This window comes from Mesorhizobium qingshengii (assembly GCF_900103325.1).
In the GTDB taxonomy this organism is placed as follows: Bacteria; Pseudomonadota; Alphaproteobacteria; order Rhizobiales; family Rhizobiaceae; genus Mesorhizobium; species Mesorhizobium qingshengii.
This window is the reverse complement of the sequence record NZ_FMXM01000026.1, coordinates 28,773-43,224: the sequence shown is the minus strand read 5'-3', so window position 1 is coordinate 43,224 and position 14,452 is coordinate 28,773. Positions and strand designations below refer to the sequence as shown.

At 65.2% G+C, this 14,452-nt stretch carries 16 protein-coding genes; 10 read left to right on the top strand and 6 right to left on the bottom strand.

The window, feature by feature from the left end; all coding sequences use genetic code 11:
* Positions 1-70: 70 nt before the first annotated feature.
* Entirely contained in the window at positions 71-1,735 is a 1,665-nt protein-coding gene (locus tag BLS48_RS29585) for an acyl-CoA synthetase (RefSeq protein WP_091585490.1), read from the bottom strand.
* Positions 1,736-1,952: 217 nt separating this feature from the next.
* Between BLS48_RS29585 and BLS48_RS29580 the strand changes: the two genes are divergently transcribed.
* Positions 1,953-3,080: a KamA family radical SAM protein gene (locus tag BLS48_RS29580; protein WP_091585488.1), complete on the top strand. Its 1,128-nt coding sequence runs from the start codon at positions 1,953-1,955 to the stop codon at positions 3,078-3,080.
* Positions 3,081-3,114: 34 nt separating this feature from the next.
* On the opposite strand, the gene BLS48_RS29575 is transcribed toward BLS48_RS29580, so the two are convergent.
* Genes BLS48_RS29575 through BLS48_RS29560 form a run of 4 tightly spaced genes read right to left on the bottom strand, consistent with a single transcriptional unit; the run spans position 3,115 to position 8,576 of the window.
* The gene (locus BLS48_RS29575; RefSeq protein ID WP_167365290.1) at positions 3,115-3,771 is read right to left on the bottom strand and encodes a 4'-phosphopantetheinyl transferase family protein; all 657 of its coding nucleotides are present in this window, start codon (positions 3,769-3,771) and stop codon (positions 3,115-3,117) included.
* The gene (locus BLS48_RS29570; protein WP_244529958.1) at positions 3,768-4,229 is read right to left on the bottom strand and encodes a GNAT family N-acetyltransferase; all 462 of its coding nucleotides are present in this window, start codon (positions 4,227-4,229) and stop codon (positions 3,768-3,770) included. Before BLS48_RS29570 ends, BLS48_RS29575 begins: the two co-directional genes overlap by 4 nt.
* The gene (locus BLS48_RS29565; protein ID WP_167365289.1) at positions 4,226-8,350 is read right to left on the bottom strand and encodes a Pls/PosA family non-ribosomal peptide synthetase; all 4,125 of its coding nucleotides are present in this window, start codon (positions 8,348-8,350) and stop codon (positions 4,226-4,228) included. Before BLS48_RS29565 ends, BLS48_RS29570 begins: the two co-directional genes overlap by 4 nt.
* Positions 8,351-8,396: 46 nt before the next feature.
* Positions 8,397-8,576, bottom strand: a complete 180-nt coding sequence (locus tag BLS48_RS29560; protein WP_091585482.1) for a hypothetical protein — start codon at positions 8,574-8,576, stop codon at positions 8,397-8,399.
* 108 nt (positions 8,577-8,684) lie between these two features.
* Here BLS48_RS29560 and BLS48_RS29555 point away from each other — a divergent pair, with 108 nt between their 5' ends.
* From BLS48_RS29555 to BLS48_RS29530, 6 genes are all read left to right on the top strand, one after another.
* Complete coding sequence (locus tag BLS48_RS29555; protein WP_091585479.1) at positions 8,685-8,921, top strand: DUF680 domain-containing protein; 237 nt, start codon at positions 8,685-8,687, stop codon at positions 8,919-8,921.
* Positions 8,922-8,963: 42 nt separating this feature from the next.
* Entirely contained in the window at positions 8,964-9,179 is a 216-nt protein-coding gene (locus BLS48_RS29550) for a DUF680 domain-containing protein (RefSeq protein WP_091585478.1), read from the top strand.
* A gap of 129 nt (positions 9,180-9,308) precedes the next feature.
* Entirely contained in the window at positions 9,309-10,280 is a 972-nt protein-coding gene (locus BLS48_RS29545; RefSeq protein ID WP_091585477.1) for an MBL fold metallo-hydrolase, read from the top strand.
* Positions 10,281-10,311: 31 nt separating this feature from the next.
* On the top strand, positions 10,312-10,791 hold the full coding sequence (locus tag BLS48_RS29540) for a tetratricopeptide repeat protein (RefSeq protein ID WP_091585476.1): 480 nt from the start codon (positions 10,312-10,314) through the stop codon (positions 10,789-10,791).
* A 264-nt stretch (positions 10,792-11,055) separates the two neighbouring features.
* Positions 11,056-11,580, top strand: coding sequence for a DoxX family protein (locus BLS48_RS29535; RefSeq protein ID WP_091585475.1), 525 nt, complete (start codon positions 11,056-11,058; stop codon positions 11,578-11,580).
* A 128-nt stretch (positions 11,581-11,708) separates the two neighbouring features.
* Complete coding sequence (locus tag BLS48_RS29530) at positions 11,709-12,323, top strand: BA14K family protein (protein WP_091585474.1); 615 nt, start codon at positions 11,709-11,711, stop codon at positions 12,321-12,323.
* 168 nt (positions 12,324-12,491) lie between these two features.
* On the opposite strand, the gene BLS48_RS29525 is transcribed toward BLS48_RS29530, so the two are convergent.
* Positions 12,492-12,989 (bottom strand): porin, encoded by a 498-nt coding sequence (locus BLS48_RS29525; RefSeq protein WP_091585470.1) that lies wholly within the window; start codon positions 12,987-12,989, stop codon positions 12,492-12,494.
* Between the two features lie 464 nt (positions 12,990-13,453).
* Here BLS48_RS29525 and BLS48_RS29520 point away from each other — a divergent pair, with 464 nt between their 5' ends.
* The 3 genes from BLS48_RS29520 (at position 13,454) to BLS48_RS29505 (ending at position 14,379) form a co-directional block, all read left to right on the top strand.
* Complete coding sequence (locus tag BLS48_RS29520) at positions 13,454-13,699, top strand: DUF680 domain-containing protein (protein WP_091585469.1); 246 nt, start codon at positions 13,454-13,456, stop codon at positions 13,697-13,699.
* A 192-nt stretch (positions 13,700-13,891) separates the two neighbouring features.
* The gene (locus BLS48_RS29510; RefSeq protein ID WP_056591690.1) at positions 13,892-14,209 is read left to right on the top strand and encodes a DUF2934 domain-containing protein; all 318 of its coding nucleotides are present in this window, start codon (positions 13,892-13,894) and stop codon (positions 14,207-14,209) included.
* 20 nt (positions 14,210-14,229) lie between these two features.
* Complete coding sequence (locus BLS48_RS29505) at positions 14,230-14,379, top strand: hypothetical protein (RefSeq protein WP_013894378.1); 150 nt, start codon at positions 14,230-14,232, stop codon at positions 14,377-14,379.
* Positions 14,380-14,452: the final 73 nt, after the last annotated feature.

Below are 14,452 nucleotides of genomic sequence, written 5' to 3'. Positions count from 1 at the left end.
CTATTGTGCGGCACCACGTCAACGAGAAGCGCCTTGCGACGCCTGGGCGATCGAAAGCCTCGCCATCCCGTCACCCTTCCTTCCGCTTCTCGACCTCGGCCTTGCGCAGCAAAAATCGCTGGATCTTGCCGCTCGGTGTCTTCGGCAGTTCTGCCACGAAATCTATTTCACGCGGATAGGCGTGGGCCGACAGGCGTTTGCGGACATGCTGTGCGAGTTCCTCGGCGAGTTCCGGGCTGCCTTGCCAGGACGGCGCCAGGATGACGAAGGCCTTGACGATCTCGGTGCGCTGCGGATCGGGCACGCCGACCACCGCCGCCTCGTTGACCGCCGGATGCTCGATGAGCGCGCTTTCGACGTCGAACGGCCCGATGCGATAGCCGGAGGACGTGATGACGTCATCCGACCGGCCGATGAAGCTGATCGAGCCGTCCGGCTCGAACTCGACCGTGTCGCCGGTGCGGTAATAGCCGCCCGATATGGCCGGGGTTTGCGCCTGGTGATAGCCGCCGAACCAGCGCAGCGGCGAGTTGGCGATGTCGACGGCGAGGACGCCGGGCTGGTTGGGTCCAAGCTCCTGGCCGGCCTCGTCCAGCACGACGATGCGGTAGCCCGGCATGGCAAAGCCGGCCGAACCCGGGCGCACGGGATGCGACAGGCCGTGATGGTTGTTGACCATCATGCCGTTCTCGGTCTGGCCGTAATGGTCATGGATGGGTGCCGCGAGATGGGCGTCGAACCAGCGGATCACTTCCGGGTTGAGCGGCTCGCCGGCGCTGCTCACCACGCGCAGCCGGCCCTGGATGCGGGCGGCCGCCTCGGGCCCCTCGGCCAGCAGCAGGCGGAAGGCGGTGGGCGAACCGGCGAGGCTGGTGACGCCGAGGCGCTCGATGATGTCGTAGGTGCTTTTGGCGGTGAAGGCGCCTTCGTTGAAGGTCGTCGCGACGCCGAGCAGCAAGGGGCCGGTGATGGCGTAATAGAGGCCGTAGGCCCAGCCGGGATCGGCGATGTTCCAGAAGACGTCGTCGGGGGTGAGCCCGATGGCATCGCGCATATAGGCGCCGAAGGCCATCAGGGCGCTCAGCGGCACCGGCACGCCCTTGGGCAGGCCGGTCGTGCCCGAGGTCGACATCATCATGAACAGGTCGTCGCCCTTGCGCAGGATGGGCTCGCAGTCGGACGAGGCAGCGGCAAGGGCCGCGCGGAAATCGATGTCGCCCGCCGGCAAGGCTTCGCCGGGAGCCAGGATGGTTGCAACCCGGGGGCAGTGCTCCACCTCGTCGAGCTTGCCGCGATTGGCCGTGTTGGTGACGACGAGTTTGGCGCCGCTGGTCTGCAGCCGGTGGTCGATGGCCTTCGGGCCGAAGGCGGTGAACAGCGGCTGATAGACGGCGCCGATGCGCCACGTGCCGAGAATGGTCGCCACCAGTTCGGGGATGCGCGGCAGCATGCCGGCAACGACATCGCCGGGGCCGACGCCTGCCGCTTTCAGCAGATTGGCGACGCGGCCCGACATGTCGTCGAGATCGTCGAAGGTGAATTCCCGCAGCTCACCACTGGCGGAGATCGCGCGCAACGCCAGCCGGTTCAGCCCGGTATGGCGGCCGCAGCATTCGACATAGGCGTTGATCCCGGTCGCGGGATCGCCGTGAAGCCGCGCGATCTCATCCTCGATGCGGAATCGCGCAACGGCATCGTCATAGCGCGGCAACCGCGCCGGAGCTGTCTTGGTCATGGCAATCCTCCCTGGCGGCGCGCCATCTCCCCATGGGCGCTGTCGGTTCATTAGATGCATGAAATTGCGCCGTTGGTCGATGCGGCGAAAGTTGGTGGCGGGGTAGGTCCGTGCTCCGCGAAGGATCGCGCTGCCGACGATCTGCGGCAACCATTGCCATTGACCGCGCCAGCCATCCGGCCGATAGCTCCGCGCGAATTGCGACTCCGAGACCTCGATGACCTCAGACGCCAACCTCCACGATATAGCCACTGCCGAAGAGCGCGCCTTCAACGCCGACGCAGCCTGGCAGGACGATGTTCGCCAGGGCGTGCGCCATGCGCGCGATCTTGCTTCGCTGCCGCTGTCGCCGGGCGAGCGCGCGGCGGCTCATGGCGCGGCGGCGAACCACAAGGTTCGCATCCCCAAAGCCTATCTCGACCTGATCGACTGGAACGACCCCGCCGACCCGATCCGGGCGCAGGTCATCCCGTCGCCCGAGGAACTGGAGGAGGCGGAGGGCGAACTCGGTGACCCGATCGCCGACCATGATTTCAGCCCGGTGCCGCGGTTGACGCATCGCCATGCCGACCGGGTGCTGTTGTTCCCGACCTATCAATGCGCGGTCTATTGCCGGTTCTGCTTCCGCAAGGAATCGCTGACCGCGATCGGCCGCGGCTACGCGCGCGAGGCGCTGGAGCTGGCGCTGGCCTATATCGCCGCTCACCCCGAGATCCGCGAGGTGATCCTGACCGGTGGCGATCCGCTGTCGCTGCCCGACAAGGCGCTGGCCGAAATCTTCGCGCGCATCGAGGCGATCGCGCATGTGCGGCTCTTGCGCATCCACACGCGCGTGCCCGTGGCACTGCCGTCGCGCATCACGTCAGGGCTGGTCGAGGCCTTGCAGGGCCGGCTGATGGTCACCGTCGTCACCCATTTCAACCATGCCCGGGAGATCACCGATGCCACCGAGGCGGCCTGCCGCACGATGCGGCAGGCGGGCTTCGTGCTGCTCAACCAGAGCGTCCTCCTCAAAGGCGTCAACGACACGGTCGAGGTGCTGGAGGAACTCTGCCGCGAGCTGATGTACCGCCTCGGCGTCAAACCCTATTACCTGCACCATGGCGACCTCGCGCGCGGCATGGCGCATAGGCGCACCACGATTGCCGAGGGCCAGGCGCTGGCCGGCGCGCTGCGCGCTCGCCTGTCGGGCATCTGCAACCCCGTCTATGTGCTCGACCTGCCGGAAGGCGGCGGCAAGGTGCCGCTCGGGCCATGTTATGTCGAGGGACGCGACGGGGAGACCTGGCGGTTGCGTGGGCTGGATGGCGAGGTCCGGACCTATACGGAGATCGTCGGGACGTAGAAAACCGGGCCACACGTAGCGCCCGGTCCCGATCCTAACCCGCACCCCGTTCAACAAAGGCCAAGACGACCACGCGCGGGCCAGTGCAGTAGGCGAGGCTGACCCTGCGACCGGTCTTGGTCGTCGCGTGGCCGGCGTCGAGGTCCACGGTGATATCCTCATAGCCCAGCACCTCGCGGTCAAGCGGATAGACCGCCTTGTAGACCGCTTCCTTGGCTGAGAAGAGAATACGGCCGGCAAGCTGCCGATCCACCGCGTCCGTGCGGTCCGCAGGGATTGCGACGAGCGCGAGGATGTCGTCGGGCAGGGGTTGGGCCGGCTCGACGTCGATGCCGAGGGACGCGATGCGGTCAACAGGCGCAACCGCCGCCACGGCCATCTCGTCGTCATGGGCGAGCGAACCCGTCATCCCGTCGGGCCAGACCGGCGCGCCGGATGGCGCGCGAAGGATGGCGACGTCATTGATGCCAAGTTCCGCCAGCAGCCCGTGCGCGATCCAGCGGGCCGCTCCGCTCGCGCGCCGCATGGCTTGCTGGCGCGCGGGAATGGAACGCGCTTCCTCGGGCAGCAGATGGGCTTCGTCCGCGTCGCGTATGACCCGGCATCCGATGCGAACACTGCCTGGCGCGATGGCGGCCATCGCCCGCAGCAGGGATGTTTGCGCAAGCGCGCTTTCAGGCGGCGGCGTCAACGGTCATTCGCCGGCAGGACCAGATCGGCGATCATTTCTCCGTCCTCGTCGAGCCCTTCCTCCACGAAACCGGCGGCACAATAGAGCTGCCGTGCCGCGTCATTGTCCGGTTCGTAGCAAATGGAAACGTGCCTGACGTGGCCGAGGCTGCGGATTTCGTCCAGCACTTCACGCAACGCGGCCTTGCCGTAGCCTTTGCCCTGGCTGGCGCGGTCGATCATGAAGCGGTAGATGCGCGCCTCGTCGTCATCCTCCGGCGCCTCGTACATCAGGAAACCGACGACACGATCCCCGGCCATGACGACGCGCGGCCGCGCGTCGTCGTCGGCCCCGGCTTCGTCCAGGGACTCCGCATTGCGGGCGACGAAATCGATCTGCTCCGGGGCCAGTTCAAGGGACGCAACCGAGGCCCGGTTGGCCTCGGTCAGGGAAACGAGCCGGATTTCTCCGGTCTTCAAGCCGATGCCTTGGCGCCACCGTCCGTGACCGGGGTCACGAACCGGTGCAGCTTGGCCGGGTTGCCGCGCCATATGGAGTAGGGCTCGAGCCCTTCGCCCTTCATCACGAAGGAATCGGTATCGGCCACCGATCCTTCGCCCATCAAGACGCCGTAATGGACAAAGGCGGAAGGTCCGAGCGTGCAGCCCTTGCCGATGCGGATGAAGTCGGACTTGAACGCGCCTTCCTCCAGCGAGTGAGCCTGGATGACGCAGCCTTCGTTGAGGGTGACGTCGTCGCCGATCTCCACCAGCGAGCGTTCGGTGAGGTTGGCTCCGCCGTCATAGACCCGCTTGCCGACCTTGACGCCCAGCAGGCGCAGGATCATCGGCCGGAATGGCGTGCCGCCGAACAGGCGCACGATCGGCGAATCCGCGAGCTTCCAATGGCGTTCGTGGCGCCAGAACGCGACGTCGTAGATCGTCGTCATCTGAGGTTTCAGCCTGCCAAAACCAAGGCTTGCCCGCTCGACCAGGATGTAGAACGGAATGGTGATCGCCGAGGTCAGGAGCACGGCGACGAACAGCGCGACCTCCGCCCATTCGGTGTAGTAGTTCAGGGCCCGGTCCCAGATCGCCAGCGTGGCGAACAGCATGACCCATTGCGTCGCGATGAACAGAAGGATCGTCACCGCGTTGTGACGGTTCTTGTGCGGGATGCGCTGGCGCCGATCTTCTTCGTCGACGCCGGCGATGAGTTCCTTGTCGCGGTTGACCATGCGCGGGATTTCAAAGGCAGGCGAACCGAGGAGCCCGACATTCTCGCGCAACGGGCCATCGATGGGGATCATCACCTTGGTGCCGAGCAGGACGTTGTCGCCCGTGCGGCCATCCGGCGGATAGTAGATGTTGTTGCCGAGATAGTTGCGCTCGCCAATGCGGGTTGGCTCCAGCCGGAACGCCGAGGCGGACTTGTGCACATTGATCATGAACAGCCCGTCCGACACCATGGTCTCGGTGCCGATCTCGCACAGAAGCGGGTTTTCGTGCTGCTGGTTGCTGCCGAAGTTGGAGCCGGTCTGCACCACCTTGTTGAGGTTCCAGCCGATGGCGCGCATGTAGTGCACGATCGCCGAGCTGTCACCGAACAACAGCCCCAGGACCCGGGAATTGCTGCTGAATTCGGCGACGGTCTGCAGCCAGTAGCGGAAACCGTAAAGCGTATAGGTGCGGCCTGGTTTCAGCACCAGGCTTATCAGGCGGGGCAGCAGCGTCGCCGCCAGAAAGGCCACGGCGATATAGCCGAAAAGCGTGACCGTGGTGCCGATCGCGACAACGCCGATGGTCTCCTGATAGTCGTCGCCGACGTTCTCCCAATAGCTGTGGAACAGGAGCGGCAGCGGGGTGACAACGGCAAACAATCCAATCAGCTGGACCGCTTCGAAGAGGAAGCGCCGGATGTTGGACGGGTTCTCATTGCGCACCTTGCAATAGTCAGCCGTGGTCGGCACCGCCGGCGATCCATGCCAGTGTTCGCCGTCCGGGATGCTTTGCCCGCGCTGCAGCGAGGACGCATGGCCGAGCTGGCCGCCGTCGCCGATCCGCGTGTCGATATCGAGCGTGCAGCCGACGCCGACAAAGGCATCGCGACCGATGGCCAGCGGCCCGGTATGGATATAGCCGGACTGGGCCCGATAGCCGAGGATCATGGATTCCTTGCGCAGGATCGTGTTGGCGCCAATTGAAATCAGATCCGTGCAGACGGGTACGGATTTGGATTCGATGACGGCGTTTTTCCCGATCCTGGTTCCCAGCAGCTGCAGATAGAAGCTGTAGAGCGGGCTGCCGCGGAAGAGGACGACGGGTGCGGTGCGGATCAATGTCTTGACGACCCAGAAGCGGTAGTAGCGCACACCCCAGATGGGAAACGCTTCCGCCTTCCAGCGGCCGACGAGTGCCCATTTCGCGATGACGGCGAAGCCCGACATGCCGAAGAAAACGGCGGCCGAGAGCGCCACGCACCTGATATAGAGCTGCAGCGGTTCGTCGAGCGCGTCATACATCCAGTTGAGGCCGTCATTGATCGCCCACAGCGCCACGTAGCTGTAGAGCCCGTAGAACAGGAGTTGCGCCGCGCCGCAGGTCCAGTAAGCGAAATTCGAGGCCTGGCGCGTGAGAACAGGCTCGTTGGTGGCCGTCGTCATCTCCTCCGGCACGCGCAGGTGCTTGGCCAGGCTAGCCACGGTCGGATAGAGATAGATGTCGCGCATGGACGTCGTCGCCCATTCCTTCCGGGTGCGTACGCGCGCGCAGAAATGCGCCATCAGCAGGGAGTTGGCGCCGAGATCGTCGAAGAAATTGTCCTCGACCGACACCTCGTCGAATTTCAGCACCGCGGCCAGCGCTTCGGCCAGGAAGCGCTCGTCGTCGTTGCCGGGCGCAACCATCTCCCGGTCGGCGGAAAGCCGGACGCTGGTCGGCTTGGGAAGCTGGCGAAGGTCGACCTTGTTGGAGACCGTCATCGGAATCGCCGGCAGTTCCTCCAGATAGGAGGGCACCATGTAATCCGGCAGACGTCGCTTCATCGTCTCGGCGAGATCGGCGCGGGAGATCGACGGCGCCCCGGTCCTGGGTGCGTAGTAGGCAACGAGTTCGACGCGGCCGGGCTCGATCTCCCAGGTGGTGACGGCGGCCTGCGCGATGTCGGGTTGGTCCAGCAGCACCGCCTCGATCTCGCCGAGTTCGATGCGATAGCCGCGGATCTTCACCTGTGTGTCGATGCGCCCGGCATACTCGATCTCGCCATCGTCGTTGATGCGGCCAAGGTCGCCCGTGCGGTAGATGCGCTTCGACGGATTGTTCGGCAGGCCGAGGAAATCGGCGATGAATTTCTGTTCGGTGAGGTCGGCCCTGTTGAGATAGCCGACCGCGAGCCCGATGCCGGCGATACCGATCTCTCCCAATTCGCCGGGCTGGGCAAGCGCGGGCACTTCGGGGTCGAGAATGACGATGGAGTAGGTGGGCAGCGGTGCGCCGATGGTGACGGGCTTGTCCGGCGTCAGCGCGCCCATCGTTGCCGTGACGGTCGCCTCGGTGGGGCCATAGGTGTTGAGGATCCGCCGCCCCGGCGTCGACCAGCGCACCACCAGATTGTGCGGGCAGGCTTCGCCGCCCACCAGGAGCGTGCGCAGGCTGGGCACGTCTGATGTCATCGACGACAAAAGGGTCGGGCTGCAGGCCATGCAGGTGATTTCATGATGGCGCAGGAAATCGGCGAGCTCCTCGCCGACGAGAGGCATCTGGCCCGGCGCCGGCACCACCGTCGCGCCGGCGACAAACGGCACCCAGATCTCCTCGGAGGAAAAGTCGAAGGCGATGGTCATGCCCTGGTAGACGCGATCGCCCGGCCGGTAGCCGTAGGACGCGGCGGCGACCCGGATGAAGTTGACGAAGCTCTGGTGCTTGATGACCACGCCCTTCGGCCTGCCGGTGGTGCCGGAAGTGTAGAGGATGTAGCAGGTGTCGTCGGCTTGAGCCGGCGCCTTGTGCGGCTTCAGCGGCGCGCTGGGCTGTTTGGAGATCTCGGCGACGGCGCTGTCGATCAACAGGTGGGGAACGGGCAGTTGATCGGCGCGCGACGCATAGGCGGCGATGGTGACGATCAGGCTCACGCTGGCGTCTTCGATGATGAGCGCCATGCGCTCTTGCGGAAACGCGGTGGCCAGCGGCACGAAGGCCGCGCCTGCCTTCATCACCGCGAGCAACGCAACATAGGTCTCCGCGGACCGGTCGAGAATGAGCCCGACGCGGTGGCCCGGCCGCACGCCGCGCTTGATCAGCACACGGGCGAACTGGTTGGCACGGCTGTCCAGCTCCCGATACGTCCAGACACGTCCGTCGGAGATCACCGCCGGCAAGGCGGCGAATGTCTCGGCGATCTGCTCGAAGACCTTGTCGAGCCGCTCGTCGGGCTGACCTGCCCTGGCGAAGTCGGCGCCCGCCAGGACCTGGCTACGCGCGATCAACCTGGGATCGGAGGCAATCCTTACGAGCGCTTCGATGCTTCCGAGGCCGGCTGCGGGCTGGCCGCCCGGTCTTGCCGTGTCCCTGTCCAGTTCGGCGATATCGACACCGTGATCCATTTCCAAACTTTCTCGTCCTGGCCGAGCAGCGCCAGGAACATCCCAATCATGCCGCCACGACGGCAGGCATTGTCGGCTGCGCCGCCGCTTCCATTTTTCCAGCCGTTGAGGGATGGGTATGCCATCCGATCTTTTCGCCAGTTTTTCCGAACTGTTGAATATTGTTTCTGGATTGTGTCTCGGCGTTCATCTGGATGGCCGTTGCCGCCAGTTTCTGCCCTTCCAAAAAAATCTCACACCTCCCGGGAATAAAGCGCGGCCCTGCCGGGTCTTGTTGTCAGCGGGGCCAATCTCCCGGCCCGCGACCCGAAGAAACGAAACAAGGACCTATGGAATGAACAAGCTCGCACTCAGCGCGGCTGCGATGTTGCTTGCCGCAAGCTCTGCCTTCACCGCCAGCGACCACGGCGCCAACAATGCCAACCAGCCGGTCGCTTCCGTCGACACCAATGCCACGGCCTCGATCCCCACGCGCCAGAACGTCGACACCAAGGTGACGACCGGCCCGAGCCAGGGGTCGGTCCAGGACATCATCACCCGGCACAACAACGACAGCCTCTGGGGCCGCTGAGCGCGCCTTCAAGCGATTTCTCAAGAAACAGGAACCATCGACATGAAAAACATCGCTCTCATCGCCGCCGCCATCCTGATCGCCACCACCAGCGCCTTTGCCGGCAGCGACCATTTTGGTTCGCAGGCCGCCAGCCAGACGGCCGTCGACACCACCACGACCGCGTCGATCCGCAAGTCGGACATGGTCCGCCACGGCATGCAGGCGACGACGAAATCTGATGCGCAGGAACCCGGCCAGGGCATCTGGGGCAACTGAGTTCATGGGGTCGGCGCCGGATCCCGACCGTGCTCGCCCCAATCCGCAATCAGCGACGGAGGGCCAGGGGCTTGGCCCTCCGTCATTTCCTTCGCGACTTTAGCCACCACTCAACAGAGGAGAAAACCCATGTTCAGCATGACACGCCGCACAGTGCTTCAATCCGCCGCCGCCGCTGCCGCCTTCGGCCTTGCCGGGAAGCTGGAATTCACCCGTCCGGCCTTCGCCGAAACCCCGCTGGAGCCCACCGTCGGATTCTACAAATACAAGGTCGGCGATATCGAGATCACCGCCATCTATGACGGCATCTGGAAGAAGCCCCACGACCCGGCCTTCATCAAGAATGCCTCGGTCGACGACACCAAGGCGGCGCTTGCCAAGGCGGGGCTGACCACCGACTTCATGCCCATCCCGCTCACCGTCGTCGTGCTCAAGATGAACGGCAAGCTGATCATGATGGATGCCGGCTCGGGCGTCGGCCAGTGGCAGACCAACGCCACGCATCTGCCGGCCAACATGGCCGCCGCCGGCATCGACTACAAGGCGATCGACACCATCATGATCTCGCACTTCCATCCCGACCATGTCTGGGGCCTGATGGAGAAGGGCACCAACGCGCCGGTGTTCCCGAATGCCGAGCTGATCGTCAACGCCACCGAATACAATTGGTGGACCGATCCCGGCCGGCTGGCCAAGCTGCCCGAGGGGCGCAAGCCGGCGGGCAAGCGCATCGCCGAGAACTTCCCGAAATGGAAGAACTGGAAGCTGGTCGAGGACGGCGCCGAGGTGGCGCCCGGCATCCAGATCATCGCCGCCCCCGGCCACACGCCCGGCCACTCGGTGTATCTCGCCAACTCCGGCAAGGAGCAGATCATGATCTCGGCCGACACCATGTATGTGCCCGCACTTCTGGCGCCGCATCCGGAGTGGCAGGGCGCCTACGACCAGGATGGGCCGACGGCGATCACCACGCGCCACAAGATCATCGACCGGGTGATTGCCGACAACATCCGGATTTCCGGTTCGCACTTCCCGTTCCCGGGCACCGGCACCTTCGTCAAGGACGGCAAGGCATACGGCTTCACTCCGGTTCAAATATGAGCGTGAGCTCCCAACCCAAGCGAGAAAGACAATGAAACCTTCCCTTTTTGGCAGAAATGCCTTGTTCGGCCTGCTCGGCGCCGTTGCCGTGCTGACCGTGGTTCCCGTCGCTGCCGTCATGCCGGCCTATGCGGTCGACAACATCGAGGGCGGCGACGCGCCCGATCTCACCGCCGTCAAGGCCAAGATCGAGGCCAAGGACTACCAGGGCGCGCTGGCCGAGCTGCGCGACCTGGCGCAGGACACGCAGCAGCCCGACGTCTACAATCTGCTCGGCTTCACGCTGCGCAAGACCGGCGATTACAAGACGGCGCTCACCTACTACACCAAGGCGCTGGAGCTGAAGCCCGACCACAAGGCCGCCCGCGAATATCTGGGCGAGCTCTATGTCGAAACCGGCGACATGCCCAAGGCCAAGGAGCAGCTCGCGTCGCTCGAAAAACTCTGCCCGGCAGGCTGCGAGGAGCTTTCGGACCTGCAAAAGGCCATCGACACCAAAGTGACGAAGTAAGGCCGTCTCCTCTCCCCCCACGGACGTGGGGGGTCCGAAGGACGGGCGAGACCCGTGGCTCGCCCCGAGACGGAGTTGGGGCCTTGGCGCCAAGCCCGGACCCAACGCACCGTATTTTTGGGCGCCCGTGGCTGGCGCCCAAAAACCGGAGCCGGCGTCTCTCCCTCCGCCGGCTCCACCCTTTCGAGGATCGGACGTTGCAGCGCCATTGCGTGCGTCCGGCCGGGCGCGGCGCCTGCCTGTTAGCAGAATTGGAGCCTGACCATGACACTGACCGAATTCGCCGCGAAGCTGCACCTCCTCGCCAGCAGGCACCACGTTAGCGACGTGACCCTGCTGGGCGGCCGGCTGCTGCTTTCCCTTATCTTCCTGCATGAGGGCGTGACGCTGGCCACTCATTTCGACGGCGCCGCCAAGGCGATGGCCGCTTTAGGCGTCGGCCTGCCGCTGTTTGTCGCCACAATCGCGCTGCAACTGGGGGCAGGGCTCTGCGTCGCCACAGGCCTGCTGACGCGGCTCGGCGCCATTGGGCTTGGCTTGTTTTGTCTGGCAACGGCCACGCTGTTCCACACCAACTTCGCCAGCCAGAACGAACTGCTGCATTTCGAAAAGGACCTGGCCATCGCCGGTGGCATGTTCGTGCTGGCGATCGCCGGCGCCGGCAAGTTCTCGCTCGACAGGCTGGTCGCTGGCATCCTGCGGCAGCGGCGGCGCGACAAGGAGATGGTGGCGGCGCTGCTGGCGGCGGAGAACCGGATGTCCCTGGGGGACGTGAGGCTGCCGGTTTGAGGGGCTGAGCCTCGCGGCCTGGCGCATCGCCGTGCCGAGCGAGCAGGCGCCATCCTCGCCACACGCTCGCTTGCCGGAACCAGTTGCGATGCCCCGCATTCTATTGGCTGAGGCTCAAGGAGTGTGGGATGAAAGCGATTTTGGCACTGGTCAGCGGCTTCGCGCTGACCCTCGCGGTGTTCGCCAGCGGGCTGGCCTTCGCTGCCTGGCTGCTGGTCGCCAAGCCCTCGCATCAGGCAAGGCCCGCCGACAGCGTCGCCGAGCTGTGGACCAAGGGTGCGCAGCCAGTGGACAAGGCAGCGCAGGGCCTGGAGCGAGTGGCCGCCGCGCCCCCCGCGGCGCCTGATGCCGCTGCCAGGGCGCAGGCGGTGCCGCCCGACCCAACCGTGATAGGCGCGGTGACGCCCGCGGCGGGCGAGGAGCAGGCCGGGCTGCCGGCTTCCCATGTCAGCTGGTGCGCGAGCCGCTACCGCTCCTACAATCCGGACGACAACAGCTACATGTCCTATAGCGGGGAGCCGCGCCCCTGCATCTCGCCCTATCTCGACGCCGGCGCCGTCGGCCAGGCCGCTCGGCCGTCCACCGAAGCCGGCTATGTCGAGGGGGGCGCCGCCCCTCTGATCGCCACGGCGGAGGTTTCCGCCGACCACGTCGAATCCTGCTTCAGCCGCTACCGCTCTTACCGACCTGAAGACAACAGCTACCAGCCCTACACCGGCGGGCCCAGGCGCCAGTGCGAGTAGGCGCCGCCTGCTGCTTGCCATCGCCGGTGCGGGCGGCGGGCAGCATTTCGCTGGCAGGTTGGCCGCAGGCGGGCGACGAGGCACAGGAACTGCTCGACTGGCTGGGCGGAGACCGCGCGGCGGTGTGAGTGATGACTGGAGCCCTTGAGCGGGAACCAGAAAAATCAACTACCAGGTAAGCTGCAAGCCTGCATTTCCGCCAACGCTGTGACCGGCGAATGCGACGCCAGCCGTTCCTGTCAGCCGGCCGCCGCCCGCAAAAAGGCCCTCGCCAAGAACCGCCGCCCCCGTCAAGCCCATCGCATTGGACATGCCGGCGTTACCCCAGTTGACGCGCACGCCAAAATGCTCGCCGGCGACCAGGTCAGGGCTGGTCAACGCCGCGGCGATCGAGGAGTTTTCGAAGGCGCGAGCGACACGGTTGTCGATGTCTTCGACGCTCTGTGCCAGCGCGGTCTTGGACGTTACCGTGCCGTTCTCGGTTTGCCTCTTGGTCACACCAGTGTTGGCGTTTATGCAAGTGTCCGTACCCGGGCTGTAGTAGTATTGCGCGCCGTAGATCGAACAGACTCTCACGTACTCGACCGGCTGAGCAAAGCCAGGCGTAACGGCGCCAACCGTTCCCGACAGAACCGCAAGCAACATGTAACGATTGATCCCGACCACTTACCCCTCCCACTGGCAATTGCTAGCAAACCCTTAACGCAATGCCGCATGGGGACGCTTTGCCTGTCAACGGGAGGTAAATCCGGATCCTGTGCGGTTCTCCGAAATCCGGAGCCTGTTGCTCGCGCGCAACAGGACGAGATGGCTGTGACGAGGCATTCGCCTTCTCTCGCGGCTCGGGCGCACCGCGCGTCCCGGCCGCATTCCACGCAAAATCCCACACTTGCGGTGCTTCTTACCACGCCGGCTACCACGTCCGCGCAAACACCACGTCCCTATGAAGCGGCCGACAGCGCACGACCGGACCAAGACGACCGTGCGCTGAACGGCCTGCCGCCGCAAATCCTGTGGGGATGGCGGTTGGTCGGTTTCGCCCCAAGAGCATGAAGAGACGGCCTCATGAACGCGGTGCGGGCGGCGCGTCGAGGCCAAATGTCAACTTTCAAAGATGATGGAGACTTGAAATGAAGAAGATCGTTCTTAGCCTTGCCACGCTTTTGGTTGCCTCCGGCATGGCTTTTGCCGGCAGCGACCGCTTTGGCTCGGACTATATCCCTGCCGCCGGCGGCTATCCGACCACCCATTCGATGGTGTCCGGCGGCGCGGTCGACCTGGGCGTCACAAAGAGCATCACCAACAGCGCGGCGGGTGAAAATTCACACTCCGACATGCCTGCGCCGGGTTATGGCCAGGGCATCTGGGGACGCTGACGACAAAGCCGGCCGCCACGGCCGGCATCCAGGCGGCGGCGAGCCCGCCGCCTGGATCATCTCGCGGCCATCGGAGGCCGCCGGTTTGAGCGGACCGCAAGACGTAGGCCCGACCAACCCAACGATCACGCAAATGTTTTGGATCGTTCGGATTGGTGCGGCGTTCTTCCCTGACGCAAAGGAGGAATGACCATGGGCGACGACCGGCACGAGAAGATCCAGAAGCGCGCATACGAACTGTGGGAACGCGACGGCGGTGGCGATCCGGAACGGCACTGGTACCAGGCCGCGGCCGAGATCGACAGGGAGGCGGCGCTGCCGCTGACGGCCGACGATGCGCTGCCGCAAACCCGCGAGATCGCCAGCTCCGACGTGCTCACCGTCGAGGAACTGGCGGTGCGCACCGGCATATCCGGCGACGAGGCGCAGGAACTGCTCGACAGGCTGGGCAGCGACCGCGCCGCGACTGAGCAGGCCGCCCGCAACCTCAAGGGCAAGCGGCGGTCTTAGCCAGGAGCTGGGAGAGCGAGATGATCAGGAAACTCAAGGACGGGAAATACCGCCTCTATTCGCGCAAGAAGGACGAAAAGACCGGCAAGCGGCGCAACCTCGGCACGTTCGAGACCCGCGAGGCGGCCGAGAAGCACGAGCGAGAGGTGCAGTATTTCAAGCGGCATTGAGGCGGCTGGCGGATGGCGAGCCGGAAGGGTTCGGTGACGTGAGGCCCAGCCCTGGCGGTGAACGATAATGCAA